The sequence below is a fragment of the Klebsiella quasipneumoniae subsp. quasipneumoniae genome, from assembly GCF_020525925.1.
GTDB lineage: Bacteria > Pseudomonadota > Gammaproteobacteria > Enterobacterales > Enterobacteriaceae > Klebsiella > Klebsiella quasipneumoniae.
Genome location: NZ_CP084876.1, coordinates 1,886,856 through 1,913,270, shown reverse-complemented (window position 1 = coordinate 1,913,270; position 26,415 = coordinate 1,886,856). Strand labels below are relative to the sequence as shown.

Annotated in this window: 25 protein-coding genes and 1 pseudogene; 12 read left to right on the top strand and 14 right to left on the bottom strand. The window is 58.4% G+C overall.

Features of this window, described 5'->3' with window-relative positions:
• Nucleotides 1-19: 19 nt before the first annotated feature.
• Both proQ and LGM20_RS09265 read right to left on the bottom strand, forming a co-directional pair.
• Entirely contained in the window at nucleotides 20-697 is a 678-nt protein-coding gene (gene proQ / locus LGM20_RS09270; protein ID WP_023290227.1) for an RNA chaperone ProQ, read from the bottom strand.
• Nucleotides 698-778: 81 nt separating this feature from the next.
• A pseudogene (locus tag LGM20_RS09265) lies at nucleotides 779-1,292 on the bottom strand (GAF domain-containing protein).
• 132 nt (nucleotides 1,293-1,424) lie between these two features.
• Here LGM20_RS09265 and yebS point away from each other — a divergent pair.
• From yebS to LGM20_RS09240, 5 genes are all read left to right on the top strand, one after another.
• Nucleotides 1,425-2,708, top strand: a complete 1,284-nt coding sequence (gene yebS, locus LGM20_RS09260) for a membrane integrity lipid transport subunit YebS (RefSeq protein ID WP_032428915.1) — start codon at nucleotides 1,425-1,427, stop codon at nucleotides 2,706-2,708.
• Nucleotides 2,677-5,310, top strand: a complete 2,634-nt coding sequence (locus LGM20_RS09255) for a PqiB family protein (protein WP_044523968.1) — start codon at nucleotides 2,677-2,679, stop codon at nucleotides 5,308-5,310. Before yebS ends, LGM20_RS09255 begins: the two co-directional genes overlap by 32 nt.
• Nucleotides 5,311-5,439: 129 nt before the next feature.
• Nucleotides 5,440-6,870: a 16S rRNA (cytosine(1407)-C(5))-methyltransferase RsmF gene (rsmF, locus tag LGM20_RS09250; protein ID WP_044523969.1), complete on the top strand. Its 1,431-nt coding sequence runs from the start codon at nucleotides 5,440-5,442 to the stop codon at nucleotides 6,868-6,870.
• A 115-nt stretch (nucleotides 6,871-6,985) separates the two neighbouring features.
• A complete protein-coding gene (locus LGM20_RS09245; protein WP_044523970.1) occupies nucleotides 6,986-7,225 on the top strand; it encodes a YebV family protein in 240 nt (79 codons plus the stop codon).
• A 97-nt stretch (nucleotides 7,226-7,322) separates the two neighbouring features.
• Nucleotides 7,323-7,514, top strand: coding sequence for a YdfD/YebW family protein (locus LGM20_RS09240; protein ID WP_002911395.1), 192 nt, complete (start codon nucleotides 7,323-7,325; stop codon nucleotides 7,512-7,514).
• On the opposite strand, the gene pphA is transcribed toward LGM20_RS09240, so the two are convergent.
• Entirely contained in the window at nucleotides 7,511-8,164 is a 654-nt protein-coding gene (gene pphA / locus LGM20_RS09235) for a protein-serine/threonine phosphatase (protein WP_044523971.1), read from the bottom strand. The genes LGM20_RS09240 and pphA overlap by 4 nt on opposite strands.
• A gap of 156 nt (nucleotides 8,165-8,320) precedes the next feature.
• On the opposite strand from pphA, the gene LGM20_RS09230 reads away from it, so the two are divergent.
• Together LGM20_RS09230 and LGM20_RS09225 are read left to right on the top strand one after the other, a co-directional pair.
• Entirely contained in the window at nucleotides 8,321-9,289 is a 969-nt protein-coding gene (locus LGM20_RS09230) for a VirK/YbjX family protein (RefSeq protein WP_072413392.1), read from the top strand.
• 100 nt (nucleotides 9,290-9,389) lie between these two features.
• A complete protein-coding gene (locus LGM20_RS09225) occupies nucleotides 9,390-9,533 on the top strand; it encodes an Ecr family regulatory small membrane protein (RefSeq protein WP_032425946.1) in 144 nt (47 codons plus the stop codon).
• A gap of 639 nt (nucleotides 9,534-10,172) precedes the next feature.
• Here LGM20_RS09225 and LGM20_RS09220 read toward each other — a convergent pair.
• The 3 genes from LGM20_RS09220 to yobA are packed head-to-tail and all read right to left on the bottom strand — an operon-like array spanning nucleotide 10,173 to nucleotide 11,775.
• Nucleotides 10,173-10,511 (bottom strand): YebY family protein, encoded by a 339-nt coding sequence (locus tag LGM20_RS09220; RefSeq protein ID WP_002911404.1) that lies wholly within the window; start codon nucleotides 10,509-10,511, stop codon nucleotides 10,173-10,175.
• 16 nt (nucleotides 10,512-10,527) lie between these two features.
• Nucleotides 10,528-11,397: a copper homeostasis membrane protein CopD gene (gene copD / locus LGM20_RS09215; RefSeq protein WP_044523974.1), complete on the bottom strand. Its 870-nt coding sequence runs from the start codon at nucleotides 11,395-11,397 to the stop codon at nucleotides 10,528-10,530.
• A 3-nt stretch (nucleotides 11,398-11,400) separates the two neighbouring features.
• Entirely contained in the window at nucleotides 11,401-11,775 is a 375-nt protein-coding gene (gene yobA, locus LGM20_RS09210; protein ID WP_032453372.1) for a CopC domain-containing protein YobA, read from the bottom strand.
• Between the two features lie 112 nt (nucleotides 11,776-11,887).
• On the opposite strand from yobA, the gene LGM20_RS09205 reads away from it, so the two are divergent.
• Both LGM20_RS09205 and exoX read left to right on the top strand, forming a co-directional pair.
• Nucleotides 11,888-12,118: a DNA polymerase III subunit theta gene (locus tag LGM20_RS09205; protein WP_002911406.1), complete on the top strand. Its 231-nt coding sequence runs from the start codon at nucleotides 11,888-11,890 to the stop codon at nucleotides 12,116-12,118.
• A 78-nt stretch (nucleotides 12,119-12,196) separates the two neighbouring features.
• Nucleotides 12,197-12,856 (top strand): exodeoxyribonuclease X, encoded by a 660-nt coding sequence (gene exoX / locus LGM20_RS09200; protein WP_023290237.1) that lies wholly within the window; start codon nucleotides 12,197-12,199, stop codon nucleotides 12,854-12,856.
• A 3-nt stretch (nucleotides 12,857-12,859) separates the two neighbouring features.
• Here the strand turns inward: exoX and ptrB are convergent, their stop codons facing one another.
• From ptrB to LGM20_RS09185, 3 genes are all read right to left on the bottom strand, one after another.
• Nucleotides 12,860-14,920, bottom strand: a complete 2,061-nt coding sequence (gene ptrB, locus LGM20_RS09195; protein WP_044523975.1) for an oligopeptidase B — start codon at nucleotides 14,918-14,920, stop codon at nucleotides 12,860-12,862.
• Nucleotides 14,921-15,040: 120 nt separating this feature from the next.
• Nucleotides 15,041-15,700 carry a tellurite resistance TerB family protein gene (locus LGM20_RS09190; protein WP_032453375.1) on the bottom strand — a complete coding sequence of 220 codons (660 nt, stop codon included), beginning with the start codon at nucleotides 15,698-15,700 and terminating at the stop codon, nucleotides 15,041-15,043.
• A gap of 207 nt (nucleotides 15,701-15,907) precedes the next feature.
• On the bottom strand, nucleotides 15,908-16,255 hold the full coding sequence (locus tag LGM20_RS09185; RefSeq protein ID WP_044523976.1) for a YebG family protein: 348 nt from the start codon (nucleotides 16,253-16,255) through the stop codon (nucleotides 15,908-15,910).
• 135 nt (nucleotides 16,256-16,390) lie between these two features.
• Between LGM20_RS09185 and purT the strand changes: the two genes are divergently transcribed.
• On the top strand, nucleotides 16,391-17,569 hold the full coding sequence (gene purT, locus LGM20_RS09180) for a formate-dependent phosphoribosylglycinamide formyltransferase (RefSeq protein WP_044523978.1): 1,179 nt from the start codon (nucleotides 16,391-16,393) through the stop codon (nucleotides 17,567-17,569).
• Between the two features lie 58 nt (nucleotides 17,570-17,627).
• Here the strand turns inward: purT and LGM20_RS09175 are convergent, their stop codons facing one another.
• The 4 genes from LGM20_RS09175 to LGM20_RS09160 form a co-directional block, all read right to left on the bottom strand.
• Complete coding sequence (locus LGM20_RS09175; RefSeq protein ID WP_002911423.1) at nucleotides 17,628-18,269, bottom strand: bifunctional 4-hydroxy-2-oxoglutarate aldolase/2-dehydro-3-deoxy-phosphogluconate aldolase; 642 nt, start codon at nucleotides 18,267-18,269, stop codon at nucleotides 17,628-17,630.
• Between the two features lie 38 nt (nucleotides 18,270-18,307).
• Nucleotides 18,308-20,119, bottom strand: coding sequence for a phosphogluconate dehydratase (edd, locus tag LGM20_RS09170; protein ID WP_023290242.1), 1,812 nt, complete (start codon nucleotides 20,117-20,119; stop codon nucleotides 18,308-18,310).
• 222 nt (nucleotides 20,120-20,341) lie between these two features.
• Complete coding sequence (gene zwf / locus LGM20_RS09165; protein ID WP_044523979.1) at nucleotides 20,342-21,817, bottom strand: glucose-6-phosphate dehydrogenase; 1,476 nt, start codon at nucleotides 21,815-21,817, stop codon at nucleotides 20,342-20,344.
• Between the two features lie 10 nt (nucleotides 21,818-21,827).
• Nucleotides 21,828-21,977, bottom strand: a complete 150-nt coding sequence (locus tag LGM20_RS09160; RefSeq protein ID WP_032453387.1) for a hypothetical protein — start codon at nucleotides 21,975-21,977, stop codon at nucleotides 21,828-21,830.
• Between the two features lie 159 nt (nucleotides 21,978-22,136).
• On the opposite strand from LGM20_RS09160, the gene LGM20_RS09155 reads away from it, so the two are divergent.
• Together LGM20_RS09155 and pyk are read left to right on the top strand one after the other, a co-directional pair.
• Entirely contained in the window at nucleotides 22,137-23,042 is a 906-nt protein-coding gene (locus LGM20_RS09155; RefSeq protein WP_072096624.1) for a MurR/RpiR family transcriptional regulator, read from the top strand.
• 125 nt (nucleotides 23,043-23,167) lie between these two features.
• Nucleotides 23,168-24,610 (top strand): pyruvate kinase, encoded by a 1,443-nt coding sequence (gene pyk, locus LGM20_RS09150; protein ID WP_002911440.1) that lies wholly within the window; start codon nucleotides 23,168-23,170, stop codon nucleotides 24,608-24,610.
• Between the two features lie 63 nt (nucleotides 24,611-24,673).
• Here the strand turns inward: pyk and LGM20_RS09145 are convergent, their stop codons facing one another.
• Entirely contained in the window at nucleotides 24,674-26,008 is a 1,335-nt protein-coding gene (locus tag LGM20_RS09145) for a 2-hydroxycarboxylate transporter family protein (protein ID WP_044523981.1), read from the bottom strand.
• Nucleotides 26,009-26,415 lie beyond the last annotated feature (407 nt).

Here is a 26,415-nt window from a genome sequence, read left to right as displayed (position 1 = left end):
GCCTGGCCCGGCCTCCGTTTCAGAACACCAGGTGTTCTGCGCGTACAATCATTGACATACCAGAAGTCAGCTGTACACGAACGCCATCTTTGGTGATTTCCACAACGGTGGCGTCCATTGCGTTATTGCCTGCTTTTACCTTCAGCGCCTGGCCGACGGTCAGAACGGAAACATCCGATACCGGAGTAAGACGCTCTTCACGCGGAGCTTTGGCTGCAACAGGACGCGGTTTACGCTGTTCAGCACCCTCTTTACGACGCGGCTGCTGAGGACGCGGTTTACGCTCGCGGCGAACGCCTTCATCCGGCTGGCCTGCAGCGGCAGCGGCTTCGCGTTTTTTCGCCTGCTGGGCAGCGCGCTGCGCCTGAACGCGAGCTTTCGCTTCTTCCAGCTGCTGACGCGCATGGGCAATGTGCTGCTCTTCCAGTTCGCCGCACGGGTTGCCGTCCAGGTCAACGCGGATAGCGCCGGCTTTTACGCCGTAGAGATAGCGCCAGCTCGAGGTATAGAGACGTAATGCAGCGCGAAGCTGGGTTTTGCTGAGATTCATCTCACCACCCACTCGCTCAACGAGATCCTGAAAAATTCCGATTTTCAGGGGGCGCGCTTCGCCTTCAGCGCTGAAGCACTGAGGGAAACGTTCGGCCAGAAAGGCGATAACTTCTTTACTGCTATTCAACTTAGGTTGATTTTCCATGAAATTTCCTGATTACAACGGACGTAGCCAACAAGCCGCAGGCATGAACAGGCGACATTATAATGACGTCCTCGCTAAATGCTACGTTATCCGTTGATTATCCCACGACACGGGTAAAGATTTTTTGATAATCAGTGGCCGCGATGAGTTTTTCCAGATGCTCGACCAGCGTGCGCAACCCCTGCTCATCTTCAGCAGTGAAGCGGCCGTAAGCCGGACTGTCGATATCCAGCACGCCGATAATCTGGTCGTTCACGCGCAGGGGGAAGACAATTTCCGAATTACTGGCGGCATCGCAGGCGATGTGGCCGTCAAACGCGTGGACGTCCTCGACGCGCTGCACCTGGGCTTGCGCCACCGCCGCGCCGCATACGCCGCGCCCGACCGGGATCCGCACGCAGGCCAGTTTGCCCTGGAACGGCCCCAGCACCAGGGTATCGCCTTCCAGAAGATAGAAACCGGCCCAGTTGACCTCGCCCAGTCGTTCAAACAGCAGCGCGCTGGTATTGGCGATCATCGCCAGGAAACTGGTTTCACCTGCCATTAATGCCTGGAAATCGCGGTTCAAATCCGCGTAAAATTCTGTTTTGCTCATTATATCTTCACTTGGTTGTCTTACTGCCTGATACGTACAGCCTACTAAAATAAGCATTAAATGCGCTTGGGCTCAAGATGAATTCATTCATAGGTTAAGATAGTGGGATACATTCATTCCTGTACGTATTAAATGCCGATAAAAACATCCACCCTTAAGCCTGCGAATAAGATGGTCGTGCATGCCGTGAGCACACCGCTTCCCTATGCGCATTATCAGCGCTGTACGCAGTGTGACATGCTCTTTCGCTTACCGGTGCTTAAACGCAACCAAAGCGCCTGGTGTCCGCGCTGTAACGCAAAGGTGCGCGATGGCCGCGACTGGTCGTTGACCCGTCTGGGCAGCATGGCCCTGGCGATGCTGCTGTTAATGCCCTTTGCCTGGTCCGAACCCCTGCTGCGCCTTCACCTGCTGGGGGTACGCATTGACGCCAACGTCCTGCATGGCATTTGGCAGATGACCGCGCAGGGCGATCCGCTTACCGCCGCGATGGTGCTCTTTTGCGCGGTGGTCGCCCCGGTGCTGCTGGTGGTTTCGATTAGCTATCTGTGGCTGGGCAACGTGCTGGGGATGAACCTGCGTCCGGTGTTGCTAATGCTCGGTAAGCTCAAGGAGTGGGTCATGCTGGATATCTATCTGGTGGGCATCGGCGTCGCCTCCATCAAGGTGCAGGATTACGCCTTTCTGCAGCCCGGCATCGGCCTCGTGGCATTTATCTCCCTGACGCTGCTGAGCATCCTGACGCTTATCCATATGAACGTCGAAGAGCTGTGGGAGCGATTCTATCCCGAACGGCCGGCGACCCGCGCCGATAACAATCTGCAGGTGTGCACCGGCTGCCACTACACCGGCTACCGCGACGCCCGCGGCCGCTGCCGGCGCTGCCACACGCCGCTGCACCATCGCCGACCGCAGAGCCTGCAGCGCAGCTGGGCGGCGCTGATTGCCTCGCTGATTTTGCTCTTACCGGCCAACCTGCTGCCGATCTCCATCATTTACGTTAACGGCGCGCGCCAGGAAGACACCATCCTCTCCGGGATCATCTCCCTCGCCAGCAGCAATATCGCCATCGCCGGCGTGGTGTTTATCGCCAGTATTTTGGTGCCATTCACCAAAGTTATAGTGTTATTTACCCTGCTGCTCAGCATACAATTCAAATGCGAGCAGGGGCTGCGCACCCGCATCCTGCTGCTGCGGCTGATAACCTGGATTGGCCGCTGGTCGATGCTGGATCTGTTTGTTATCTCACTCACCATGTCGCTAATCAATCGCGATCAGCTCCTCGCCTTTACGATGGGGCCGGCCGCGGTTTACTTCGGTGGCGCGGTAATTTTAACTATTCTTGCAGTTGAATGGCTGGACAGCCGCTTACTTTGGGACGCACATGAGTCAGGAAACGCCCGCTTCGCAGACTGAAGCCAGAATAAAAACCAAACGTCGTATCTCGCCATTCTGGCTGCTGCCGGTCATCGCGCTGCTGATTGCCGCCTGGCTCATCTGGACCAGTTTTGACGACCGTGGATCGACGATCACTATCGATTTCCAGTCTGCTAACGGCATCGTGCCGGGGCGGACGCCTATCCGCTATCAGGGGGTGGAAGTCGGTACCGTCCAGGACATCAGTCTCAGTAAAGACCTGAGTAAAATTGAAGTTTCCGCCAGCATCAAACGCGATATGAAAGAGGCGCTGCGCAAAGATACGCAGTTCTGGCTGGTGACGCCGAAAGCCTCTCTGGCCGGCGTGTCAGGACTGGATGCCCTGGTGGGTGGGAACTACATCGGCATGATGCCGGGCAAGGGCGAACCCGAAGATCACTTCGTCGCCCTCGACACCCAGCCCAAATACCGCATCAACAACGGCGAGCTGATGATCCACCTGCAGGCGCCCGACCTTGGCTCTCTGAGCAGCGGCTCGCTGGTCTACTTCCGTAAGATCCCGGTCGGGCGCGTGTATGACTTCACGCTGAATGACAATAACCAGGGGGTCACCATTGATGTGCTGATCGAGCGCCGGTTTACCAACCTGGTGAAAAAAGGCAGCCGTTTCTGGAACGTCTCCGGGATCAAAGCCGACGTCGGCCTGAGCGGGGCCAAAGTGCAGCTGGAGAACCTTTCTGCGCTGGTGAACGGCGCCATCGCCTTTGACTCCCCTGCCGATTCGCAGGTCGCGTCGCAAAACGATGACTATCATCTGTACGAAGACCTGGCGCACAGTCAGCGCGGGGTGGTGGTGACCCTCGACCTGCCGGACGGCGACGGCCTGAAAGCGGGCTCGACGCCGCTGATGTATCAGGGGCTGGAAGTGGGCCAGTTAAGCAAACTGAATCTTAACCCTGGCGGCAAAGTCACGGGCGAGATGACCGTCGACCCGAGCGTGGTGACCCTGCTGCGGGAGAAAACGCTGATTCAGATGAAGAAGCCGAAGATCTCCCTTGATAACCCCAGCGTCAGCGCCCTGCTCACCGGCAAAACCTTTGAGCTGGTGCCCGGCGAAGGCGAACCGCGTAATCACTTCTCCGTCATGCCAGCGGATAAAGCGCTGCTGGAGGAGCCCAATGTCGCCACCGTCACCCTTTCGGCGCCGGAGAGCTACGGGATCGACGGCGGCCAGCCGCTGGTGCTGCACGGGGTGAAAGTTGGCCAGGTGCTGGAGCGCAAGCTGACGGCCAAAGGGGTGACCTTCCAGGTGGCGATTGCCCCGGAATACCGCGATCTGATTCGCGGCGACAGCAAGTTTGTGGTGAACAGTCGTCTGGACGTCAAAGTGGGGCTCGATGGCGTGCAGGTGCTGGGCGCCAGCGCCAGCGAATGGGTGAACGGCGGGATCCGGGTGATCCCGGGTGAAAAAGGCGAAATGCAGAGCAGCTATCCGCTGTATGCCAACCTCGAAAAGGCGCAGGAAAACAGCCTGAGCGAAGTGCCGACCACCACCCTGAGCCTCTCCGCTGAGACGCTGCCTGACGTTCAGGCTGGCTCGGTGGTGCTGTATCGTAAATTCGCCGTCGGCGAGATCATCGCCGTCAAACCGCGCAAAGACGCTTTCGATATCGATCTGCATATCAAGCCGGAGTACCGCTACCTGCTGACCAACAACAGCGTCTTCTGGGCGGAAGGGGGTGCGAAGGTCAAACTTGACGGCAACGGGCTCACCGTTCAGGCCTCGCCGCTGGCCCGCGCCATTAAAGGAGCGATCAGTTTCGATAACCTCAACGGCAGCAGCGCCAACGCGCGGCTGAATAATAAACGCATCCTTTACGCTTCTGAAACGGCGGCGCGCGCCGTGGGCGGCCAGATCACCCTGCACGCGTTCGATGCCGGGAAGATGGCGGCCGGGATGCCGATTCGCTATCTCGGCATTGATATCGGTCAGATCCAGTCCCTGGAGCTGATCACCGCCAAAAACGAGGTGCAGGCGAAAGCCGTGCTTTACCCGGAATACGTCGGCACGTTTGCCCGCGCCGGGACTCGCTTCTCGGTGATCACCCCGCAGATCTCCGCGGCAGGCGTGGAGCATCTCGACACCCTGTTCCAGTCCTATATTAACGTTGAGCCTGGACGCGGCCCGGCGCGTCGCGACTTTGAGATCCAGGATACGACGATCAGCGACTCGCGCTATATCGACGGTCTGAATATCGTGGTGGAAGCGCCGGAGGCCGGATCGCTTGGCATCGGTACGCCGGTGCTGTTCCGCGGTCTGGAAGTCGGGACGGTGACCGGTCTGTCGCTGGGATCGATGTCTGACCGGGTCATGGTTAAGATGCGCATCAGCAAGCGCTACCAGTACCTGGTGCGCAATAACTCGGTGTTCTGGCTGGCCTCAGGTTACAGCCTCGACTTCGGCCTGGTTGGCGGCGTGGTGAAAACCGGGACCTTCAATCAGTTTATCCGCGGCGGGATCGCCTTTGCCACGCCGCCGGGTACGCCGCTGGCGCCGAAGGCCCAGGACGGCAAGCACTTCCTGCTGCTGGAGAGCGAGCCGAAAGAGTGGCGGGAGTGGGGCACCGCCCTGCCGCAGTAATCCTCACCTCCCCTTCTCCCGCCCCGGCAAACGCCGGCGGCGGGCAGACGACAAACCGCACGCCCCGGTGTCCTGCACCGGGGCGTTTGTGCTAAACTGCGCACCCTTTTTTTCTGTGGTGCGCTGCCCGTGGCCGAAAATACTGTCTATTTCCCTGAAGCGTTTCTCGCTCAAATGCGCGCGGCAATGCCGGCGCACCTCTCTTTCGACGACTTTATCGCCGCCTGTCAGCGCCCGCTACGCCGAAGTATTCGCGTCAATACGCTGAAAATTAGCGTCGATGATTTCCTCTCTCTGGTCGCGCCCTATGGCTGGCAGCTGACGCCGGTCCCCTGGTGTGAGGAGGGATTCTGGATCGAGCGGGACGACGATGCGCTGCCGCTGGGGAGCACCGCCGAACACCTCAGCGGGCTGTTCTATATTCAGGAGGCAAGCTCAATGCTGCCGGTCGCCGCCCTGTTCGCCGACAACCCGCAGCCTGAACGGGTCATGGACGTTGCCGCCGCCCCGGGGTCGAAAACCACCCAGATCGCCGCCCGGATGGGCAATGCGGGCGGCATCCTGGCGAATGAGTTCTCCGCCAGCCGGGTGAAAGTGCTGCATGCCAACATCAGCCGCTGCGGCATCAGCAACGTCGGCCTGACCCATTTCGACGGCCGGGTGTTCGGCGCGGCATTGCCCGAAGCCTTCGACGCCATTCTGCTTGATGCCCCCTGCTCCGGCGAAGGGGTGGTGCGCAAAGATGCGGACGCGCTGAAAAACTGGTCGCCGGAGAGCAACCTCGACATCGCCGCCACCCAGCGCGAACTTATCGACAGCGCTTTCCATGCCCTGCGCCCTGGCGGGACGCTGGTCTATTCGACCTGCACCCTGAACCGGGAAGAAAATCAGTCAGTCATTCACTGGCTGCTGTCCCGTTACCCGCAGGCGGTAGAGATCCAGCCGCTGGGAGCGCTGTTTCCCGGCGCGGCCGATGCCCTAACCGCGGAGGGATTTCTGCATGTCTTCCCGCAGATCTACGATTGTGAAGGCTTCTTTGTCGCTCGCCTGCGCAAGACTGCGGCGATCGATCCGCTCCCGGCGCCGGGCTATAAGGTCGGCAAGTTCCCGTTTGTGCCGCTGAAGGGCCGGGAAGCCGCAGCGGCGACCGCCGCCGCCCGCGCTGTCGGCCTGGAATGGGACGCGAGCCACACGCTGTGGCAACGAGATAAAGAGCTATGGCTGTTTCCGCAGTCTATGGAGCCTCTGTTTGGTCGGGTGCGGTTTTCGCGCATTGGCGTGCGCCTGGCGGAGCTGCACAATAAGGGTTATCGCTGGCAGCATGAGGCGGTTATTGCCTTTGCCGCGCCGCAGCGCGCCTTCGAGCTGACGCTGGAGGAGGCGGAAGCGTGGTATCGCGGACGCGACGTCTATCCGCAAACCCCGCCAGCGCTGGACGAAGCCATTGTGACCTTCCAGGGCGTGCCGCTGGGCCTCGCCAAGCGCGTCGGCTCCCGTCTGAAGAACAGTTATCCGCGCGAGCTGGTACGCGATGGGAAACTTTTTGCCGGCAAGGTGTGACGCCGCGCAAAAAATACGCACTTTTTGACTGGCGGTTTTCCCCCCATTGACTACGCTGAAAAATGACGGCCGCAACTGGTCGTACCACAACTCAGCTGAAAAATGGGGTGAAGCGATGAGTAAAACCAATGTCCGCATCGGCGTGTTTGAGATAGACGATGCCGAACTGCATGGTGAACATCAGGGTGAGCGAACGTTAAGCATTCCCTGCAAATCCGATCCAGATTTATGTATGCAGCTTGACGCCTGGGATGCCGATACCAGCGTTCCCGCGATTCTCAATGGTGAACATTCCGTCCTCTACCGTAAACATTACGACCGCCAGTCCGATGCCTGGGTCATGCGCCTTGCCTGACACCAATGAACCCGTCGCCTGAGACGGGTTATTTATTTCCCCGTCCCGCCGTCATCCCCTACACTAAAGAGTATGTGCCCCCGGACATGAGGCCAGGATGTTTGCCTTAGTGTTGTTTATTTGCTATCTGGATGGCGGCTGCGAGGACATTGTGGTTGACGTCTACCGCGAGGAAACGCAGTGCCTGGTGGCGATGGAAGATCAGCGGATCCGCCACGGCGGCTGCTACCCGATAGAAGATTTTATTGACGGCTTCTGGCAACCCGCCAGCGAATACAGTGACTTTTAGCCTGCCGACTGCAGCGCCACCAGGGTCAGCGTGCCGCCGAACACGGCGCCGGTGTCAATATAGTGTTGATTGTCGTAGTCACAACGCGCGCGAAGCGGGGTATGGCCAAACCAGAAATGGTCAGCCCCGGCGATAGCGCCATGACGCCCCGCCAGATGTTCACTCAGACGATGGCGGCTCCACAGGACCCGCTGGGGATCCACCGGCTGCTGCCAGCGATAGACCGGCGCCGGGTAATCGGCATGGGCGATCACATGCCGCGACTTTGCGCACTCCACTTCAATAATCAACGGCAGCCGCTGACAGCGCGCCAGCAGCCGATCGACGTCAGCTCGCTGCCGCACGTTGCTCCGGGCGTACCAGTCGCCGCCGTTCATCTGCCAGAGCGTCATATCTCCGCTCTCCAGCGCCTCCAGCGCCATCTGCTCATGATTCCCGCGCACGGCCCTGAACCAGCGGCTGCGCAACAGGCCGAGACAGTTAGCGCTTTGCGGCCCGCGATCGATCAGATCGCCAACCGAGATCAGCAGATCGGCCCAGGGATCAAAGCGTAGCCGGCGCAGGCGCTCCATCAGCAGCGCAAAGCAGCCATGCAGATCGCCCATCAGCCAGATATTACGCCAGTCGCTGCCATTAATACGCTGATACATATAATTACCTCTATGCCGTAATTATAGGTAATTCCAGCTTACAGCCGCTGTTTTTTATTTACACCTCAATCGATTTTAAACAAACGGCAAATATAGTCGGCCAGAGCATTAAGCTTATCAGTGCCTCGCTTTAAAATAGCAGGAAATAACAACGAGGTGTTTATCGTGACAGACAACAGCCTGCATTCATCCAGCGTGCTTACGCCGCGCTCGCATCTCATTGCCGATCTGGTGATGGGCAGATTAACACCCGCACCTATCTGGCGGCAGAAAAATTACCGCTTTAAGTTTCTGCTGCGCACGGCGTTATTTTATAGCCCTACCAAAGCGATGCTGGAGGCGCTGAGCGCTCGTGACGATTTTAACCAGCTGCTGACGGCGCAGGCGACGCTGCCGGGGAAAGTGCACCGTCAATATTTGACGCGCGATCTCAACGCCTGGCAGCGGGCGATGGCGGTCATAAGCCATTATCGCTATGTCGATACCCTGCGCGGGTCGCGGCTGGCGCATGCCATGACCGCGGTGTGCGAGGTCCCGTTGCTGACGCTCAATGGAAAGGATGAACGCCAGTTTACCCTCTCGGCCTCTTCGGCCGGGAAAGCCGAGCGTGAGGGTGAAACCACCCTATGGCTGCGCGACAGCGACCATACCCTGCTGGCCAGCGCGACCTTCAGCGTGACCCGGGAGGGCGACGCCTGGCAGCTGGTCATCGGCGGTTTACAGGGACCGCGACGCCACGTTTCTCATGAGGTGATCAAGCAGGCGACCCGCGCCTGCTACGGTCTGTTCCCGAAGCGCCTGCTGCTGGAGTTTATCTGGCTGCTGGCCGCTCGCAGCCATATCGCGGCGATTTACGGCGTCAGCGATAACGGCCATGTGTTCCGCGCCCTGCGCTATCGCCTGAGCAAGGGGCGCCATTTCCACGCCAGCTATGACGAGTTCTGGCAATCCATCGACGGCAAGCCGGAAAGCCTCTGGCGCTGGCAGCTACCGCTGCGTCTGGAAAGAAAACCGCTGGAGAGCATCGCCAGTAAAAAACGGGCCGAATACCGGCGTCGATTCCAGCTGCTGGATCAGCTGGCGGAGCAGGTGGCAATATTGACGCAGCCGCTGCCGGGCATGTAAATTTCGCGACCAGCGACGCCCCGTTACGCGGCGTTTGCTTATTATGTTCTTATTTCGCTACTATCATGGTCCCGCAGGCCATTGGATAGTCGTTAGCATGATGAGTAAAACCGAAATTTTTCTGCTGATTATTCTGGCGGTCGTGCTGCTGGGCAGCATATGGTTTATTTTCAGCGATGAAATTTGGCTTTTACTCTGCTATCTGGAGAGTCAGATATTTCCCACCTTCAGCGTTCCGGAATAATACTGTTTGCCCGAAACTACACCTCTGAATATTATTTCCCGCCACGTAGTGGGGCGCGGACGACTAATCGCATGAATTGCCAAATCAATAAGGTTTTGTTTATTCTATTTATCATACAAATAGGTATACTAGCAGACTTCCGATGTTGGCCCGCCAGTTAACCTGCACGCCGGGCCTGTTTAGGTGCAGGTTTTTTCTTTTCCTCTCCCCTCGCTTACGGTTCCGCCTTCCCCATATCGTTCTTCCGCAGGATACAATTTGTGTGTAAATGAATTGTGTATGCTAAAAACGGTGTGCTATAACGGGACATCCAGAGGCCAGCCTGGTGATTGACTGACAGGATGTCGCTGGTCATCGCGAAAGCAGACAGATTAAGATAAAAAGAGACCGAATACGATTCCTGTATTCGGTCCAGGGAAATGGCTCTTGGGAGAGAGCCGTGCGCTAAAAGTTGGCATTAATGCAGGCTAAGTCGCCTTGCACTATAAGAATAGTTTAACGCGTCAGCTTTTCCAGTCTGCGGCCAATGTGGCCGAATAATTCCTGGAAAAGAGGGCGCTGTTAGCGAAAAAACCGCCACTGCCGTTGTCCAGCAAGGGCGGTTTTTTTTATGTCATTACAGCGAGATAGCGCGAAAATCTAGCAGAGCTTCTGCGCGCGCTCGATAAACGGCGCGAGGCTCATTTTTTGCCCAGGGTGCTGCGGATCGTCGATCTGGATCACCGAGATCGGCTGGGCAGTGGTTTTGCCGGCTTTGACCTGCTGCTCAGCCACCTCATTGAGCGGATACTGGACCAGGGTGCTCGGGTTGATAGCGTAGAGGGCATTGCCCGGACGACAGGTCAACATCACCTCTTCACGGTTGAACGCCCAGCTCTCCTTTCCTACCTCAAAGCGGCTCACGGTGATAATTTGCGGCGCCGCCAGAGCAGCGCCGGAGCTTGCCAGTAACAACATGGTCAGAACAATTTTTTTCATGATTTTGCCAGTTAATTCAATAAGGTTCCCAGGTGGCAAACAGGCTGACGGCCAGCAGCGCCAGCGCGCCCAGCCCTATCTCGGCCTGCGTGGTTCGCAGGATCAGGCTTTCCGCCCGCGAACCGCTTGCCGACATGCGCGGTACCAGAACATACCTGTTCACTAACGCAATTACCACCATCCCGGCCACCAGCGCACATTTGATCAACAGCAGACGTCCCCAGGGCGATGCGCCAATCAATCCTCCCTGGATCAACAGCGCATTGATCGCCCCGCTGGCAAGGGTGCCGGCGACGGCCAGATGCCCGTAGCGTGAAAAGCGCGCCATGGTATAGACCGCGGCCTGCCGCCAGCGCCCCTGCGCCAGGCGCAGGCAATAGATAAAGGGCAACAGGCCGCCGAACCAGCTGGCGACGCAGAAGAGGTGGACAGCATGATTAGTCCGCTGCAGGGCGCCGAGTAAACCATCATGCATGGCGGCATGCCCTACCCCAGCGGAAAGCAGCAGCTGGGCCACCAGCAGGGCCACCAGCTGGCGAGCGCCGTGGCGGGGACGGATCCACACCACGGCGAGGGCGATCCACGCCAGCAGGATCTGCCAGATCCACACCCCGCCGAAGCGGGTACCCGCCACCGCCTGCCAGACGGCGGGTTGCCAGACATCCGCCCAGCCCTCGCCCATCATCCCCCCCTGCAGCAGATACAGCGCCAGGGTAGAGAGCGCGCCGATCAGCAGCAGCGGGCGCAACAGCGGATAGAAGCGCAGCATCAGTACGCGTCGCAGCGGCACCGGCGCCCACCAGGCGCCATACAGCACGCAGCCAAAAGCCAGCATCAGGGCGATAAAATGCCCAAAACGCAGGGTAATATAGAGCCCGGTCAGCATCGCTTACTTCACGCTAAAGGTGTATTGCCCTTTGGTTTTATGGCCATCCACTGAAACTACATGCCATGCCACAGTGTATTCTCCCGGCCGCAGGGTTTCCGCCACAGGCACGGTGACCTGGGTGGGATTGTCGGCGCTGCGGGTCAGTTTGCCGGTGGCCACCGCATGCTGCTGCGGACCGGTGACGGACACCCCGCTGAACGCGGGTTCAATGCCTTCGGAGAAACTGAGCGTCAGCGTCTGCGGAGAAGCCGCCAACTGCGCGCCGGCGGCAGGGATCTGCTGCTGCAGGTGAGCGTGGGCGAGCGCGCCCGTCGCGGTTAATAGCCCGGCAAACGCAACGGAGAGGCGCATCGCGCGTCCAGCAAGAAGTCGCATATTCGTCATTCCCTTTTGTTATGTCTGTAGCACAGAGAATAACCCTGTATAATGGCAGAGTCGAGCCGGGCGTCAGGCCCTGACCGGGTTTACAAGCAGAGTGGAGTGTATGATGGAAAGAAATCTGGCCAAAATTTCGCAAGATGAGATGGATAAAGTCAACGTCGATCTCGCCGCCGCCGGCGTCGCCTTCAAAGAGCGGTATAATATGCCGGTGGTCGCTGATTTGGTCGAGCGTGAACAGCCCGCCCATCTGCGCGACTGGTTCCGCGAACGACTGATCGCCCATCGGCTGGCCTCCGTCTCGCTGTCCCGCCTGCCCTGGGAGCCGAAACAGAAATAATGCCTACTTCCCCCCTCGCCGTCGGTTGGCAAGCCCAGCCAATTGCTTTACGCTTATTGTTTTGCTCTGGAGCGAGCCATGCTGCGCGTCATTGATACCGAAACCTGCGGACTGCAGGGGGGCATCGTTGAAGTCGCCTCGGTCGACATTGTCGACGGGCAGATCACCAATCCCATGAGTCATCTGGTGCGTCCTGACCGCCCCATCAGCCCGCAGGCGATGGCTATCCACCGGATTACCGAAGAGATGGTCGCCGATAAGCCATGGATTGAGGAGATTATTCCGCACTATCATGGCAGCCCGTGGTATGTCGCGCATAACGCCAGCTTCGATCGTCGGGTGTTACCGGAGATGCATGGCGAGTGGATCTGTACCATGAAGCTGGCCCGCCGGCTGTGGCCGGGGATCAAATACAGCAATATGGGGCTCTATAAATCACGTAAGCTGAACGTGGCCACGCCGCCGGGGCTGCATCACCACCGGGCGCTGTATGACTGCTATATCACCGCTGCGCTGCTGCTGGATATCATCAACGTTTCCGGCTGGACGCCTGACGAAATGGCCGATATCACCGGTCGGCCGGCGCTGCTCACCACCTTCACCTTCGGCAAATACCGCGGTAAAGCCGTCGCCGAGATTGCTGAAAACGATCCAGGCTATCTGCGCTGGTTATTCAACAATCTCGACCGCATGAGCCCCGAGCTGCGCCTCACGCTCAAGCATTACCTCGGGGAATAGCCCCTACACTGCCGCTTTCCCCGGCAGTGTCCCCTGCGCCAGGGCGATGAAAAAGGCGTACTCCAGCGCCACTCCCTCATAGCTTTTAAAGCGCCCGGATTTTCCGCCATGGCCGGAGTCCATATCGGTGCAGAGCAGCAGCAGGTTATCGTCGGTTTTCAGTTCACGCAGTTTCGCCACCCACTTCGCCGGCTCCCAGTATTGCACCTGGGAATCGTGCAGCCCGGTGGTCACCAGCATATGCGGATACGCCTGCGCCTTCACGCCGTCGTAGGGGCTGTAGCTTTTCATGTAGTGGTAATAGGTTTCATCCTGCGGGTTCCCCCACTCTTCAAATTCGCCGGTCGTCAGCGGAATGGTCTCATCCAGCATGGTGGTCACCACGTCGACGAACGGCACCTGAGCTATTACGCCGTGGAACAGCTCTGGACGCTCGTTAACGGCCACCCCCATCAGCATCCCGCCGGCGCTGCCGCCCATGCCATAGCAGAGCCGCGGGTCGCCGTACCCCTGGGCCAGCAGCGCGTCGCAGACGTCCAGATAGTCGTTGAAGGTATTTTTCTTACACAGGAATTTTCCATCCTCATACCACTGCTGGCCCAGCTCGCCGCCGCCGCGAACGTGGGCGATAGCGTAGACAAAGCCCCGGTTGAGCAGGCTCAGCCGGCTGGCGCTGAAATCGGCATCGATACTGTCGCCATACGAGCCATAGCCATAGACCAGCAGCGGATTGCTCCCTTTACGAAAATGGTCGCGATGATAGACCAGCGAGACCGGGACTTCGACGCCATCGCGGGCGGTTACCCACAGGTGCTCGCTCTGATAGCAGCGGGTGTCCAGCCCCTTAACCTCCTGCTGCTTGATCACCCGTCGTTCGCCGGTATCCATATCCAGCTCAAACAGGGTGTCGGGCGTGGTCATCGAGGAGTAGCCGTAGCGCAGGCGCGACGTTTCAGGCTCCGGGTTATAGGCAAGCCAGGTGACATAGGCCGGATCGTCAAAGGCGATCCCTACCACCTCCCGGGTCCTGCGGTTAATCTGCCGCAAACTGGTCAGGCCGCGCTGACGCTCCTCGACGACCAGCCAGTCGGTAAACAGGGTAAATCCTTCGAGCATCACGTCGTGACGCGGCGGGATCAGCGTGGTCCACTGCCCTTCATCGCGCAGCACGGTACGGTAGAGGCCAAAATTCTTCCCCTCCCGGTTGGATCGCAGATAAAAAGCGTGCTGATAGTGATCGAGGCTATATTCATGATCTTTACGCCGCGGCAGGAAGCAGACCGGCTCGGCGTCTGGCAATTCGGCGTTGAGCAGCAGCACTTCGCTGGTGGTGGCGCTGGAGAGATAGATCACCACGAACTGCTGGGATGTGGTTTTATGCACGCTGACGTAGAAGGTCTCATCTTTTTCCTCATAGACCAGCGCGTCGCTCTGCGCCGGCGTCCCGACGGTGTGGCGCCAGACCTGATAAGGAAGCAGCGTGGTGGGATGTTTACGCACATACCACACAAAGCGTGAATCGTTGCTCCAGGCAAAGCCGGAGGTGACATTTTCCAGGGTCTCCGGATACCACTCGCCGTTGCTGAGGTCGCAAAAGCGCAGCCCGTACTGGCGGCGGGAGAGATAATCTTCCGCCACCGCCATCAGCTGGTTGTTGGGCGCAATGCCCAGCCCCCCCAGGGTGTAAAACTCGCTTTTCGCCGCCCGCTGGTTGGCATCAAGCAGGATCTCCCACTCGTCCCACTCCTCTTTCAGCACCGACTGGCGCTGGTAGATAGCGTATTCGCAGCCCGGCTCGTACACCTGACGATAGCGAAAGCCGTTTTTGCTGTAGGGAGCCGAGACTTCCCGCTGCGGAATGCGGTCGATAATCTCTTTCAGCAGACGCTCCTGCAGGCTGAGCTGCGAATCCATCACTTGTTTGCCGTAGGCGTTTTCCGCGTGCAGATATTCCAGCACATCAGGCCGCGCGCGTTCATCGTCGCGCAGCCAGTAATAGTTATCGATGCGTGTATCGCCATGCAAGGTCATGGCGTGAGGGATCCGTTTGGCTTTAGGTGGCATGTTATTCTTCTGCTGCTTTTTCGTGACACAAGAGCATTCAGGCCGCAGGGTGGCGCCTGAATGATGACGTGTCTATAAGGGTGGCAAAAGACGCGGGCGATGCAAGCGAAACGTGATAATTTAAACGCTTAGCGCCTGTTTTTGTGACTGGATATCCTGTTCGATGTCGGCCCGGACATCTTTTGGCAACGCCAGGGCCTCACCCAGGGCGTTGAGATAGCTGCGCTCCATAAAGTGGTCGATATCGATCACCGCGCAGCTGACGTAGTAGATCTCCAGCGCCTCCTGCGGGTCAACGATGCCCTCGGCGAGACGCTGCGGATCCAGCGGCTGAGCCAGCGCCTGGTCGATCAGGACCCGGGCCTGAACGTCAATATTGGCCTCCCGAAGCTGGGCTTCAATCTTCGCCCGCTCGTGATCGTCGATATGCCCATCGCTTTTGGCGGCAAACACCAGGGCGGTGATCAGCCGCACGCTGCGCGGATCGACATCCGCCGGCGCCGCAGCCGTCTCTGGTGTCGGGGCGGGTGTGTTCTGAGCGCGCATTTTCTGCTGATACTTGTTCCACAACACAGTACCCGCTACTGCCCCACCGCCAGCCAGCAGCGCGCTGGTGCCATATTTCGCCAGCAGCTTGCGTGACGATTTGCTGGCCACCAACAGCCCTGCCAGCCCGCCGATGGCGCCGGGCAGCAGGGCGCTCCCTTTTGACGATTCGCCGGACGGCGACGCGCCCTGCTGTCCGAGCAGCGACTGCAGTTGATTTAACCAGTTAGCCATGGTTTTCCTCTCAGGTGACAAACACTGTTATCAGCCTAAACGACGCGATGTCAGGAAATGTTAGATATGGCTAAAGATGCGCAAAGGTGCGCGCGGCGGCGGTACCGGGTCCAACCCACCAACCGACCAACCGACCAACCGACCAACCAGCCCGCCAGCCCGCCAGCCCGCCAGCCCGCCAGCCCGCCAGTGGCTAACCGCCAGCCATCAGGCCGCTTTGGCTTTCCGCGTTTTGGCAGCCGGCGCGGCGGCATCTTCCGCCGGGGTAGCCTCTGCGTCCGTTGACGGCGCGGGAGCATCGTGCGCAGTCGCATCCTGCTCCGGCAGTTTGCCGGCGCGCAGGATATGCTGCAGCGCCTCTTTACGCTCCGCCAGCCACATCGCCATGATATCGCGCTGGGCATCGTCCATTTCCAGCGGCGATGCTACCAGCCAGTCATTCAGCACCTCTGCCAGATCGAGCATTTTGTCGTAAGCGTCGGCCTCTTTTTTGCTGGCAAAAGACATTTTTTCCTCACCTTCGCGGATCACCACATATTTAATTTCAACCGCCATGCTGCAGCCTCTCGACACTGTATTTTTATACAGTATAACAAATTTCCCTTCCGGACTCAACTCACGCGCGTAAAGACAGACGCAAACGTTTTCGTTTATAATCGACCGCATCTTTTTTTACTGCGGAAGAGAGTTATGACTGTATTAGGCACCGCGCTGCGCCCGGCAGCCACCAAAGTTATGCTGTTAGGCTCCGGCGAGCTGGGTAAAGAAGTCGCCATTGAATGTCAGCGTCTGGGCATTGAAACTATCGCCGTCGACCGCTACCCCGATGCCCCGGCGATGCAGGTCGCCCACCGCGCCCACGTCATCAATATGCTGCACGGCGAGAGCCTGCGCGCGCTGATCGAACAGGAAAAACCTGATTACATCGTGCCGGAGATCGAAGCTATCGCCACCGATACCCTGGTCGAACTGGAGCAGGCCGGGCAGAAAGTGGTCCCCACGGCGCGGGCAGCGAAGCTCACCATGAACCGCGAAGGCATTCGCCGTCTGGCGGCGGAAGAGCTGCAGCTCCCCACCTCCAGCTACCGTTTCGCCGACAGTGAAGACGCCTTCCGCGCGGCGGTCGCGGAGATCGGCTTGCCGTGCATCGTCAAACCGGTGATGAGCTCCTCCGGTAAAGGCCAGAGCTTTATTCGCTCGGCTGACCAGCTCAGCGAAGCCTGGCGCTACGCCCAGCAGGGCGGCCGCGCCGGCGCCGGGCGGGTGATCGTCGAAGGGGTGGTGAATTTCGACTTTGAAATCACCCTGCTCACCGTCAGCGCCGTCGATGGCGTGCATTTCTGCGCCCCGGTCGGCCATCGTCAGGAAGATGGCGATTATCGTGAATCCTGGCAGCCGCAGCAGATGAGCGACCTGGCCCTTGAACGCGCTCAGGATATCGCCCGTAAGGTAGTGCTGGCGCTGGGGGGGCATGGCCTGTTCGGCGTGGAGCTGTTCGTTTGCGGCGACGAGGTGATCTTCAGCGAAGTCTCCCCGCGCCCGCACGACACCGGAATGGTGACGCTTATTTCGCAGGATCTCTCGGAATTCGCTCTGCACGTTCGCGCCTTTCTTGGGCTGCCCGTCGGCGCCATCCGCCAGTATGGCCCAGCCGCTTCCGCGGTGATCCTTCCGCAGCTGACCAGCCAGAACGTCAGCTTCGGCCAGCTGCAGTCGGCCGTCGGAGCTGGCCTGCAGCTGCGTCTGTTCGGCAAGCCGGAGATTGACGGCACCCGTCGTCTGGGGGTGACCCTCGCCGTCGCCGATTCAGTGGAAGAGGCCGTGGCGCGGGCTAAAACCGCCGCCGCGGCGATTATCGTCGAAGGATAAATAATAAAAAAACCCGGTCGCGTTGCCGCTGACCGGGTTGTTGACCTTGAGGCGCGGTTTACTTCGCGCCTTCCACCGCTTCACGCGCCAGGGTGGTGATGCGATCGTAGTCGCCAGCTTCCAGGGCGTCGGCCGGCACCAGCCAGGAACCACCGATGCACAGCACGCTGTTCAGCGCCAGGTAATCACGGTAGTTGGCCGGGGAGATACCGCCGGTCGGGCAGAAACGAATGTGACCGAACGGACCAGCAATCGCCTGCAGCGCTTTCACGCCGCCGTTGGCTTCCGCCGGGAAGAATTTAAACTCTTTCAGACCGTACTGCATGCCCAGCATCAGCTCGGAGACGGTGCTGATCCCCGGGATCAGCGGAATAGTGCCGTCTTCGGTCGCCGCTTTCAGCAGAGATTCGGTCAGCCCCGGGCTGATAGCGAACTGCGCGCCGGCTTCTGTTACCGCTTTCAGCTGCTCGACGTTGGTAACCGTGCCCGCGCCGACAATCGCGTCCGGCACTTCTTTAGCAATCGCGCGGATCGCCTCCAGGGCACACTCGGTGCGCAGAGTCACTTCCAGGACGCGCACGCCGCCCGCGACCAGCGCTTTCGCCATCGGTACCGCGTGTTCCAGCTTTTTCACTACGATAACCGGGACAACCGGACCGGAGGTGAGGATTGCTTCTGCTGTTGTTTTCCAGTTTTTCATCAGGATTTTCTCTCGCCAGATCTAGAAATTTAATCGTCTTAAAAAGTGATGCAGGTTGCGCCCTGCTCCGCGCCAGAGAGCTTCTCACGCAGCGCCCCAAACATCTCCCGACCGGTTCCTACGCGCGACGCGCTGAGGTCAGGGATATGCGGCTGACGCGCCGCCAGTTCGGCATCGTCCACCAGCAGCGTCAGTTCCCCCGTCTGCCCGTTCACGCGAATAAGATCGCCATCGCGCACTTTCGCCAGCAACCCACCATCATAGGCTTCAGGCGTGACATGGATGGCTGACGGGACTTTACCGGAGGCGCCAGAGAGTCGGCCATCGGTCACCAGCGCTATTTTGAAACGGCGGTCCAATAATACACCAAGTGGCGGCATAAGTTTATGTAATTCTGGCATCCCGTTCGCTTTTGGCCCCTGATGACGGACCACCACCACGCAGTCTTTGTCCAGCAGACCCGCTTCAAAGGCCGGCAACACGTCGTGCTGGCTCTCGAACACCACCGCCGGCGCTTCGATCACCTGGTTCTCTACCGGGACTGCCGAGGTTTTCATGACCGCACGGCCGAGGTTACCGCTCAGCACTTTGGTGCCGCCGTGACGGGAGAACGGTTTCTCGAACGTCGCGATGACCTGATCGTCAAGCGGCGCCGTCGCGCCTTCCCGCCAGTCCAGCTCGCCGTTGTTGAGCCACGGCTCGAGGGTGTAGCGCGACAGGCCGAAGCCGGCGACGGTGTGAACGTCCTCATGCAGCAGGCCGCCTTTCAGCAGCTCGCGCACCAGAACCGGAACGCCGCCCGCCGCCTGGAAATGGTTGATATCCGCCGGGCCGTTGGGGTAGAGGCGCGCCAGCAGCGGCACCACGTCTGACAGGTCGGAGAAATCATCCCAGTTAATGATGATGCCCGCCGCGCGGGCCATCGCCACCAGGTGCATGGTGTGGTTGGTGGAACCGCCGGTCGCCAGCAGCGCCACAATGCCGTTGACCACCACTTTTTCGTCAAACATTTTGCCCAACGGCATCCACTCGTTGCCATTGCCGGTCATGCGGGTGACCTGGCGCGCGGCGGCGGCGGTCAGCGCTTCCCGCAGCGGGGCATCCGGATGGACGAAGGACGATCCCGGCAGCTGCATGCCCATAAACTCCACCACCATCTGGTTGGTGTTTGCCGTACCGTAGAACGTACAGGTCCCCGGAGCGTGGTAAGAAGCGGCTTCGGACTCCAGCAGCGCCATGCGGTCAACTTTGCCCTCTGCGTACAGCTGGCGAATGCGAACCTTCTCTTTATTAGGCAGGCCGCTGGCCATCGGACCGGAGGGAATAAAGACCGACGGCAGGTGGCCGAATGAGAGCGCCGCCATGGTCAGTCCGGGCACAATTTTATCGCACACGCCGAGATACAGCGCGCCATCGAACATGTTATGCGACAGGCCGATGGCCGCGGACATGGCGATCACTTCGCGACTCAGGAGAGAGAGCTCCATGCCGTCCTGTCCCTGGGTCACGCCGTCGCACATCGCCGGCACGCCGCCGGCCACCTGGCCGACCGCATTGGCGCTGTGCAGCGCTTTGCGAATGATATCCGGGTAGTGTTCGTAGGGCTGATGGGCGGACAACATATCGTTATAGGAGGTGATGATGGCGATGTTGTTGCGCAACATGCTTTTCAGGGAGGCTTTGTCGTCGGCCTGACAGGCCGCGAAACCGTGAGCCAGATTGCCGCAGGCCAGTTGCGCACGATGCACGGTGTCGGTTTTGGCCTGGTTAATCCTTGCGAGGTAAGCCGCGCGGGTATCACGCGACCGTTCGATAATGCGATTTGTTACCCGTAACATTGTCGAATTCATAAAGGCTCCTCAAAATTTTATCTGTCCGGCCGCTGCGAGATGACGTGTTTTGGTGCCCGAAGCCACCAACACCAGCGCTCAGGGGCAAAATGTCTGTAGGCAGTGTAATAAAAAAAGCCCCGTGGGTGAATCCTCACGGGGCTTAAAAGATTAAAAAGCGTGCGACTTTCTGCGTCAGATCATGTTACCGGTAAAATACCCCTGACGGATAAGACCGCGAGCTTACTCGAACTCGTTCCACGAGCGGCCATCGCGGGTGATCATGGCCACCGAGGCCACGGGTCCCCAGGTCCCGGCCTGATACGGTTTCGGCGCATCGCGGTCGGCCGCCCAGGCTTCGGTGATGGAGTCCACCCACTTCCACGCCTCTTCCACTTCATCACGGCGGACGAACAGCGCCTGGATACCGCGCATGGTCTCCAGCAGCAGACGTTCATAGGCATCGGCCAGATGCGTCTGGTTGAAGGTTTCGGAGTAGCTCAGATCCAGCTTGGTGATCTGCAGGTTATGCTTGTGGTCGAGGCCCGGCACTTTGTTCAGGACCTGAATATCCACCCCTTCGTCCGGTTGCAGACGAATGGTCAGCTTGTTCTGCGGCAGCTCCTGCCAGGTCTCTTTAAACAGGTTCAGCTCCGGCGTTTTGAAATAAACCACCACTTCGGAACATTTGGTCGGCAGACGTTTGCCGGTGCGCAGATAGAACGGTACGCCAGCCCAGCGCCAGTTATCGATATCAACGCGGATCGCCACGAAGGTTTCGGTGTTGCTGGTTTTGTTCGCCCCCTCTTCTTCGAGGTAGCCTGGCACTTTTTTGCCCTGGGCAAAGCCGGCGGTGTACTGGCCGCGAACGGTTTTCTCGCGCACGTTGGAGCGGTCAATACGGCGCAGGGATTTCAGCACTTTAACCTTTTCATCACGGATGCTGTCGGCGCTGAGATCGGACGGCGGCGACATGGCAATCATGCACAGGATCTGCAGCAGGTGGTTCTGGATCATGTCGCGCATCTGTCCGGCCTGGTCGAAGTACCCCCAGCGCCCTTCAATGCCTACCTCTTCCGCGACGGTGATTTCCACATGATCGATGGTACGGCAGTCCCAGTTATTGACGAACAGGGAGTTGGCAAAGCGCAGCGCCAGCAGGTTGAGCACCGTCTCTTTTCCGAGGTAGTGGTCGATACGGTAGACCTGGCACTCTTCAAAAAACTCGCCGACCTGATCGTTGATTTCCCGCGAGGTTTCCAGCGAGGTGCCCAGCGGTTTTTCCATGACCACGCGCGCAGGCTTGGCATTGAGCTTCGCTTCGCCCAGACCTTTACAGATGGCGCCAAAGGTGCTCGGCGGCATGGCGAAATAGTTGATGGTGACGCGATTCTTTTGGTCCAGCATGTCGCCCAGGCGGCTGAATCCGCTGGTGTCATTGACGTCAAGATTACAGAACTCCAGGCGTCCGCTCAGGGAATCCCACAAACCTTCATCAATTTTTTCCTTCATGAAGGTTTCCAGCGCTTCGCGCACCACTTTGGTGTAAGCCGCTTTATCCCAGTCGGCACGGCCGACGCCAATGATCCGGGTGTCGGCGTGGATCTGGCCCGCCTTTTCAAGCTGATACAGGGAAGGCAACAATTTACGCCGCGCCAGGTCGCCCTTCGCGCCGAAAATGACCAGGTCGCATGCCTGGGCCGTTTGCGTTACCGCCATGTCATTCTCCTCAGTTGATAGTCTGGTGCTTTTGCCAGGCTATATTTGTAATTTTCTTACACTGCACTGTACTGTGTTTACGTATTTCCCGAAAGCCTTCCCCTCCGTTTGCGGCGGGAAAACCGCACAGGGTGAAAACATTCGGCGATGATTTGGGCATCTGGCTGATATTGTTCGTTGTTTGTTCCTGTTTCAGGTCAGTAAAATACGACTCTGATCATGTAATGAAAAAAAACAACATTTTTTCCCGTCATTCCTCACCGCTTGCGCTTGCGGAGGGGTATATTCTTGCTAAAACGCCCGATGATTTCACCCATTAATGAAATCGTTTCCATTGATGAGCGCCCTGTTACTAATGAACATGCTGGAAAAAATCCAGTCCCGACTGGAACACCTTAGCAAATCTGAACGCAAAGTGGCGGAAGTGATCCTTGCCACCCCCGCGCAGGCTATTCATTCGAGCATCGCCGCCCTCGCCCTTGAGGCCGGGGTGAGCGAACCGACCGTCAATCGCTTTTGCCGCAGTCTCGAAACCCGTGGCTTTCCTGATTTCAAACTGCATCTCGCCCAGAGCCTTGCGCACGGCACACTCTATGTTAACCGCAATGTTGATGAAGACGACAGCGTTGAGTCATACACGGGAAAAATATTTGAATCGGCCATGGCGAGTTTAGATCAGGTCCATCATTCTCTCGACATGTCGGCAGTGAATCGCGCGGTGGATCTCCTGACTCAGGCCAAAAAAATCGCCTTTTTCGGCCTGGGCTCTTCGGCGGCGGTCGCTCATGACGCGATGAACAAATTTTTCCGCTTTAACGTGCCGGTCATCTATTCCGACGACATTGTCCTGCAACGCATGAGCTGTATGAATTGCGATGACGATGATGTGGTGGTGATTATCTCGCATACCGGCAGGACCAAGAGCCTGGTGGAGCTGGCGCAGCTGGCCCGTGAAAACGATGCCATGGTGATCGCCCTCACCTCCCCCGGCTCGCCGCTGGCCCGGGAAGCCACGCTGGCCATTACCCTGGATGTGCCGGAAGATACCGACATCTATATGCCAATGGTCTCGCGTCTGGCCCAGTTGACCGTCATTGACGTGCTGGCAACTGGCTTTACCCTGCGCCGGGGAGCAAAATTCAGAGATAACTTGAAGAGGGTCAAGGAAGCGCTGAAGGAATCGCGTTTTGATAAAGAACCGTTCGTACCCAGTGATAATCAATAAAAGTTGATAACAAGCAGTACCCCATTACACCTTCGATAACGATCCGGCTGTGCGACGTTGCAGGCTGGCGCTACCGAATCCATGTTCACGCAACACCAAAGTTGTATCAGTCAACGGAGTATTACATGTCCAGAAGGCTTCGCAGAACCAAAATCGTTACTACCTTAGGCCCGGCAACTGACCGCGATAACAACCTGGAAAAAGTTATCGCCGCGGGCGCAAACGTAGTGCGTATGAACTTCTCTCACGGCACCCCGGAAGATCATCAGCTCCGTGCCGATAAAGTGCGTGAGATTGCGGCAAAACTGGGCCGTCACGTAGCCATCCTCGGCGACCTCCAGGGACCAAAAATTCGCGTATCGACCTTTAAAGAAGGCAAAATTTTCCTCAACGTCGGCGACAAATTCCTGCTCGACGCCAACCTCGGCAAGGGCGAAGGCGACAAAGAGAAAGTCGGAATCGACTATAAAGGCCTGCCGGCGGACGTCGTGCCCGGCGATATCCTGCTGCTCGACGATGGTCGCGTGCAGCTGAAAGTCCTCGAAGTTCAGGGGATGAAAGTGTTCACCGAAGTGACCGTCGGCGGCCCGTTGTCCAACAACAAAGGGATTAACAAGCTGGGCGGCGGCCTGTCTGCCGAAGCGCTGACTGACAAAGACAAGGCCGATATCGTCACCGCCGCTAAAATCGGCGTCGACTATCTCGCCGTCTCCTTCCCGCGCTGCGGCGAAGACCTGAACTACGCCCGTCGCCTGGCGCGCGATGCCGGTTGCGATGCGAAAATCGTCGCCAAAGTCGAGCGTGCGGAAGCCGTCTGCGACCAGGACGCCATGGACGACGTGATCCTCGCCTCCGATGTGGTGATGGTTGCCCGCGGTGACCTCGGGGTCGAAATCGGCGATCCGGAGCTGGTGGGCATCCAGAAAGCGCTGATTCGTCGTGCGCGTCAGCTGAACCGTTCCGTCATCACCGCCACCCAGATGATGGAGTCGATGATCACCAACCCGATGCCGACCCGTGCGGAAGTCATGGACGTGGCCAACGCCGTGCTGGATGGTACCGATGCGGTGATGCTCTCCGCGGAAACCGCTGCCGGTCAGTACCCGTCGGAAACCGTGGCCGCGATGGCGCGCGTCTGTCTGGGCGCCGAAAAAATCCCGAGCCTCAATGTCTCCAAACACCGTCTGGACGTCCAGTTCGACAACGTGGAAGAAGCGATTGCCATGTCGGCGATGTATGCCGCCAACCACCTGAAAGGCATCACGGCCATCATCACCATGACCGAATCGGGCCGTACCGCGCTGATGACCTCGCGCATCAGCTCCGGTCTGCCGATTTTCGCCCTGTCCCGCCACGAGCGCACCCTGAACCTGACCGCCCTCTACCGCGGGGTGACGCCGGTGTTCTTCGACAGCCAGAATGACGGGGTGGCCGCTGCGCACGATGCCGTCAATCTGCTGCGGGACAAAGGCTACCTGGTCTCCGGCGATCTGGTGGTCGTTACCCAGGGTGACGTGATGAGCACCATCGGCAGCACCAACACCACGCGTATCCTCACCGTCGAGTAAGCCTCGGTCTCTACCTGCCAGCGCTACGGCTGGCAGGTATTTTTTTGCCCAACGCCCGGCAGGCTACACCATCCAGCTCAGCAATAGCGTCGCAGCGATCACCGTCGACGCCCCACCGATACGCGTCGCAATCTGTGCAAACGGCATCAATCCCATGCGGTTTGAGGCCGAGAGAATGGCGACATCCCCCGTTCCGCCCAGCCCACTGTGGCAGCTGGTAACGATGGCGGCTTCCACAGGATACATATTAAGGCGTGAAGCGATAAAGAACCCGCTCAGCGCCATGGCAATGACAATGGAGCCGCACACCACGACGTAGCCAACGGAGAAGACCGAGACCACGCTCTCCAGCGGTACATACAGCATGCCCAGGCCGATCATCAGCGGCCACACCAGCGCGGCGGAGACGAACTTGTAGCAACTGTGCGCCCCCAGCTCCATCGCCGCCGGGATAACTTTTGTATATTTGCAGAATACCGCCGCCAGAATCATCAGAACCGGCCCCGGAATATGCACCACCTTCTCCAGCAGACCGCCGATGATGAAAAAGGCGCAAATCATCAGCAACCCGGCGCCCATGAGTTGAAAATCGGTGGGCTGCGTACTCTGATTTTGCGCAAAGACGCTATTATCTTCATGGCTGCGGATCAGCATCCCGTTGCCGGACAGCGCCGGGCGACGAGCGGCCATGCGGGCCAGAATGCCGGCGCAGATAATGGCGAAGATGTTACCCACCACCGCCGCCGGCGCCAGTTGGGCCACGTAGACATCTGGCGCCTGTCCGAGGATCGCCGAATAAGCCAGCGACAACGGCAGGATCCCTTCGCCGATGCCGCCGCCGATAATCGGCACAATGATAAAGAAGAAGGTGTGATACATACTGTAGCCGAATAAGCTGCCCACCAGCAGGCCGGTTACGATTGCCGCGCCGGTTCCGACCACCAACGGGACAAACATGCGCACCATCCCCTGGATCAGAATCGTGCGGTTCATGCCAAGGATACTGCCGACCACCAGGCAGGCGATGACGAAATAGAGGAGATTGGCCTCCTTCATCAGCAAATGCACGGTATCGAGCGTATGCGCTTCAAATACGCCAAAGTAGACCAGCACTGAGGGCGTCATCAGACACAAAATCGCCGGACCGCCAATATCTTTTAACACCGGCACCATGCGGCCAATTTTCGCCAGTGCGAACCCGAGGGTCATGATGACCGCCAGTCCGCCAATCATGTTTTTTGGCAACAACCCCGCGCCAGCGGAGAGCGCCACTATCGCGGCAATACCTATAAACAGCGTTAACGGCACGGCGCCGACTTCGATATTGGCGAAAAGTCGAGTCGCTTGCCCGTTCGGCAACGTTTTATCTATCGGGTGGTTGAGTGAATTATTTTTCATATTTTTACCTGAATAATAAGGAGGTCACGTAGGGTCAGGATGCAATATTAAAATCGCGCAGCACTATGAACTAAAAAGCACTAAACGCCGTATCAACTAAATACACTGAAACGGTAGCACAGGACTTTAAAACTAAAAACGACAACCGTATTAACGCTGCCGGCTTTGTGACTGAGCCATAAAGTTTATTTTAAGTAATTTAATTTATTATCGCGAAGCTAAAGTTATCGCCAGCTAAAATAATGAACTCTGTTAATACAACGCTATGATTTAATAATCTTTTCTCTATTTGTAAGTAAAGTAGCCAAGGCGAAATTATTTAAAGCCAGATGACTGTGATGGCTATCACCTTTTAAATATTAGGGGATCGTTAGATTGGCAGCACAACAACCCGATAATATATGTCA

Coding starts and splice junctions, on each gene's coding strand:
- proQ (WP_023290227.1), bottom strand. CDS start 697: ATGGAAAATCAACCTAAGTTGAATAGCAGTAAAGAAGTTATCGCCTTT.
- yebS (WP_032428915.1), top strand. CDS start 1,425: ATGCCGATAAAAACATCCACCCTTAAGCCTGCGAATAAGATGGTCGTG.
- LGM20_RS09255 (WP_044523968.1), top strand. CDS start 2,677: ATGAGTCAGGAAACGCCCGCTTCGCAGACTGAAGCCAGAATAAAAACC.
- LGM20_RS09245 (WP_044523970.1), top strand. CDS start 6,986: ATGAGTAAAACCAATGTCCGCATCGGCGTGTTTGAGATAGACGATGCC.
- LGM20_RS09240 (WP_002911395.1), top strand. CDS start 7,323: ATGTTTGCCTTAGTGTTGTTTATTTGCTATCTGGATGGCGGCTGCGAG.
- pphA (WP_044523971.1), bottom strand. CDS start 8,164: ATGTATCAGCGTATTAATGGCAGCGACTGGCGTAATATCTGGCTGATG.
- LGM20_RS09225 (WP_032425946.1), top strand. CDS start 9,390: ATGAGTAAAACCGAAATTTTTCTGCTGATTATTCTGGCGGTCGTGCTG.
- LGM20_RS09220 (WP_002911404.1), bottom strand. CDS start 10,511: ATGAAAAAAATTGTTCTGACCATGTTGTTACTGGCAAGCTCCGGCGCT.
- copD (WP_044523974.1), bottom strand. CDS start 11,397: ATGCTGACCGGGCTCTATATTACCCTGCGTTTTGGGCATTTTATCGCC.
- yobA (WP_032453372.1), bottom strand. CDS start 11,775: ATGCGACTTCTTGCTGGACGCGCGATGCGCCTCTCCGTTGCGTTTGCC.
- LGM20_RS09205 (WP_002911406.1), top strand. CDS start 11,888: ATGGAAAGAAATCTGGCCAAAATTTCGCAAGATGAGATGGATAAAGTC.
- exoX (WP_023290237.1), top strand. CDS start 12,197: ATGCTGCGCGTCATTGATACCGAAACCTGCGGACTGCAGGGGGGCATC.
- ptrB (WP_044523975.1), bottom strand. CDS start 14,920: ATGCCACCTAAAGCCAAACGGATCCCTCACGCCATGACCTTGCATGGC.
- LGM20_RS09190 (WP_032453375.1), bottom strand. CDS start 15,700: ATGGCTAACTGGTTAAATCAACTGCAGTCGCTGCTCGGACAGCAGGGC.
- LGM20_RS09185 (WP_044523976.1), bottom strand. CDS start 16,255: ATGGCGGTTGAAATTAAATATGTGGTGATCCGCGAAGGTGAGGAAAAA.
- purT (WP_044523978.1), top strand. CDS start 16,391: ATGACTGTATTAGGCACCGCGCTGCGCCCGGCAGCCACCAAAGTTATG.
- LGM20_RS09175 (WP_002911423.1), bottom strand. CDS start 18,269: ATGAAAAACTGGAAAACAACAGCAGAAGCAATCCTCACCTCCGGTCCG.
- edd (WP_023290242.1), bottom strand. CDS start 20,119: ATGAATTCGACAATGTTACGGGTAACAAATCGCATTATCGAACGGTCG.
- zwf (WP_044523979.1), bottom strand. CDS start 21,817: ATGGCGGTAACGCAAACGGCCCAGGCATGCGACCTGGTCATTTTCGGC.
- LGM20_RS09160 (WP_032453387.1), bottom strand. CDS start 21,977: ATGCCCAAATCATCGCCGAATGTTTTCACCCTGTGCGGTTTTCCCGCC.
- LGM20_RS09155 (WP_072096624.1), top strand. CDS start 22,137: ATGAAATCGTTTCCATTGATGAGCGCCCTGTTACTAATGAACATGCTG.
- pyk (WP_002911440.1), top strand. CDS start 23,168: ATGTCCAGAAGGCTTCGCAGAACCAAAATCGTTACTACCTTAGGCCCG.
- LGM20_RS09145 (WP_044523981.1), bottom strand. CDS start 26,008: ATGAAAAATAATTCACTCAACCACCCGATAGATAAAACGTTGCCGAAC.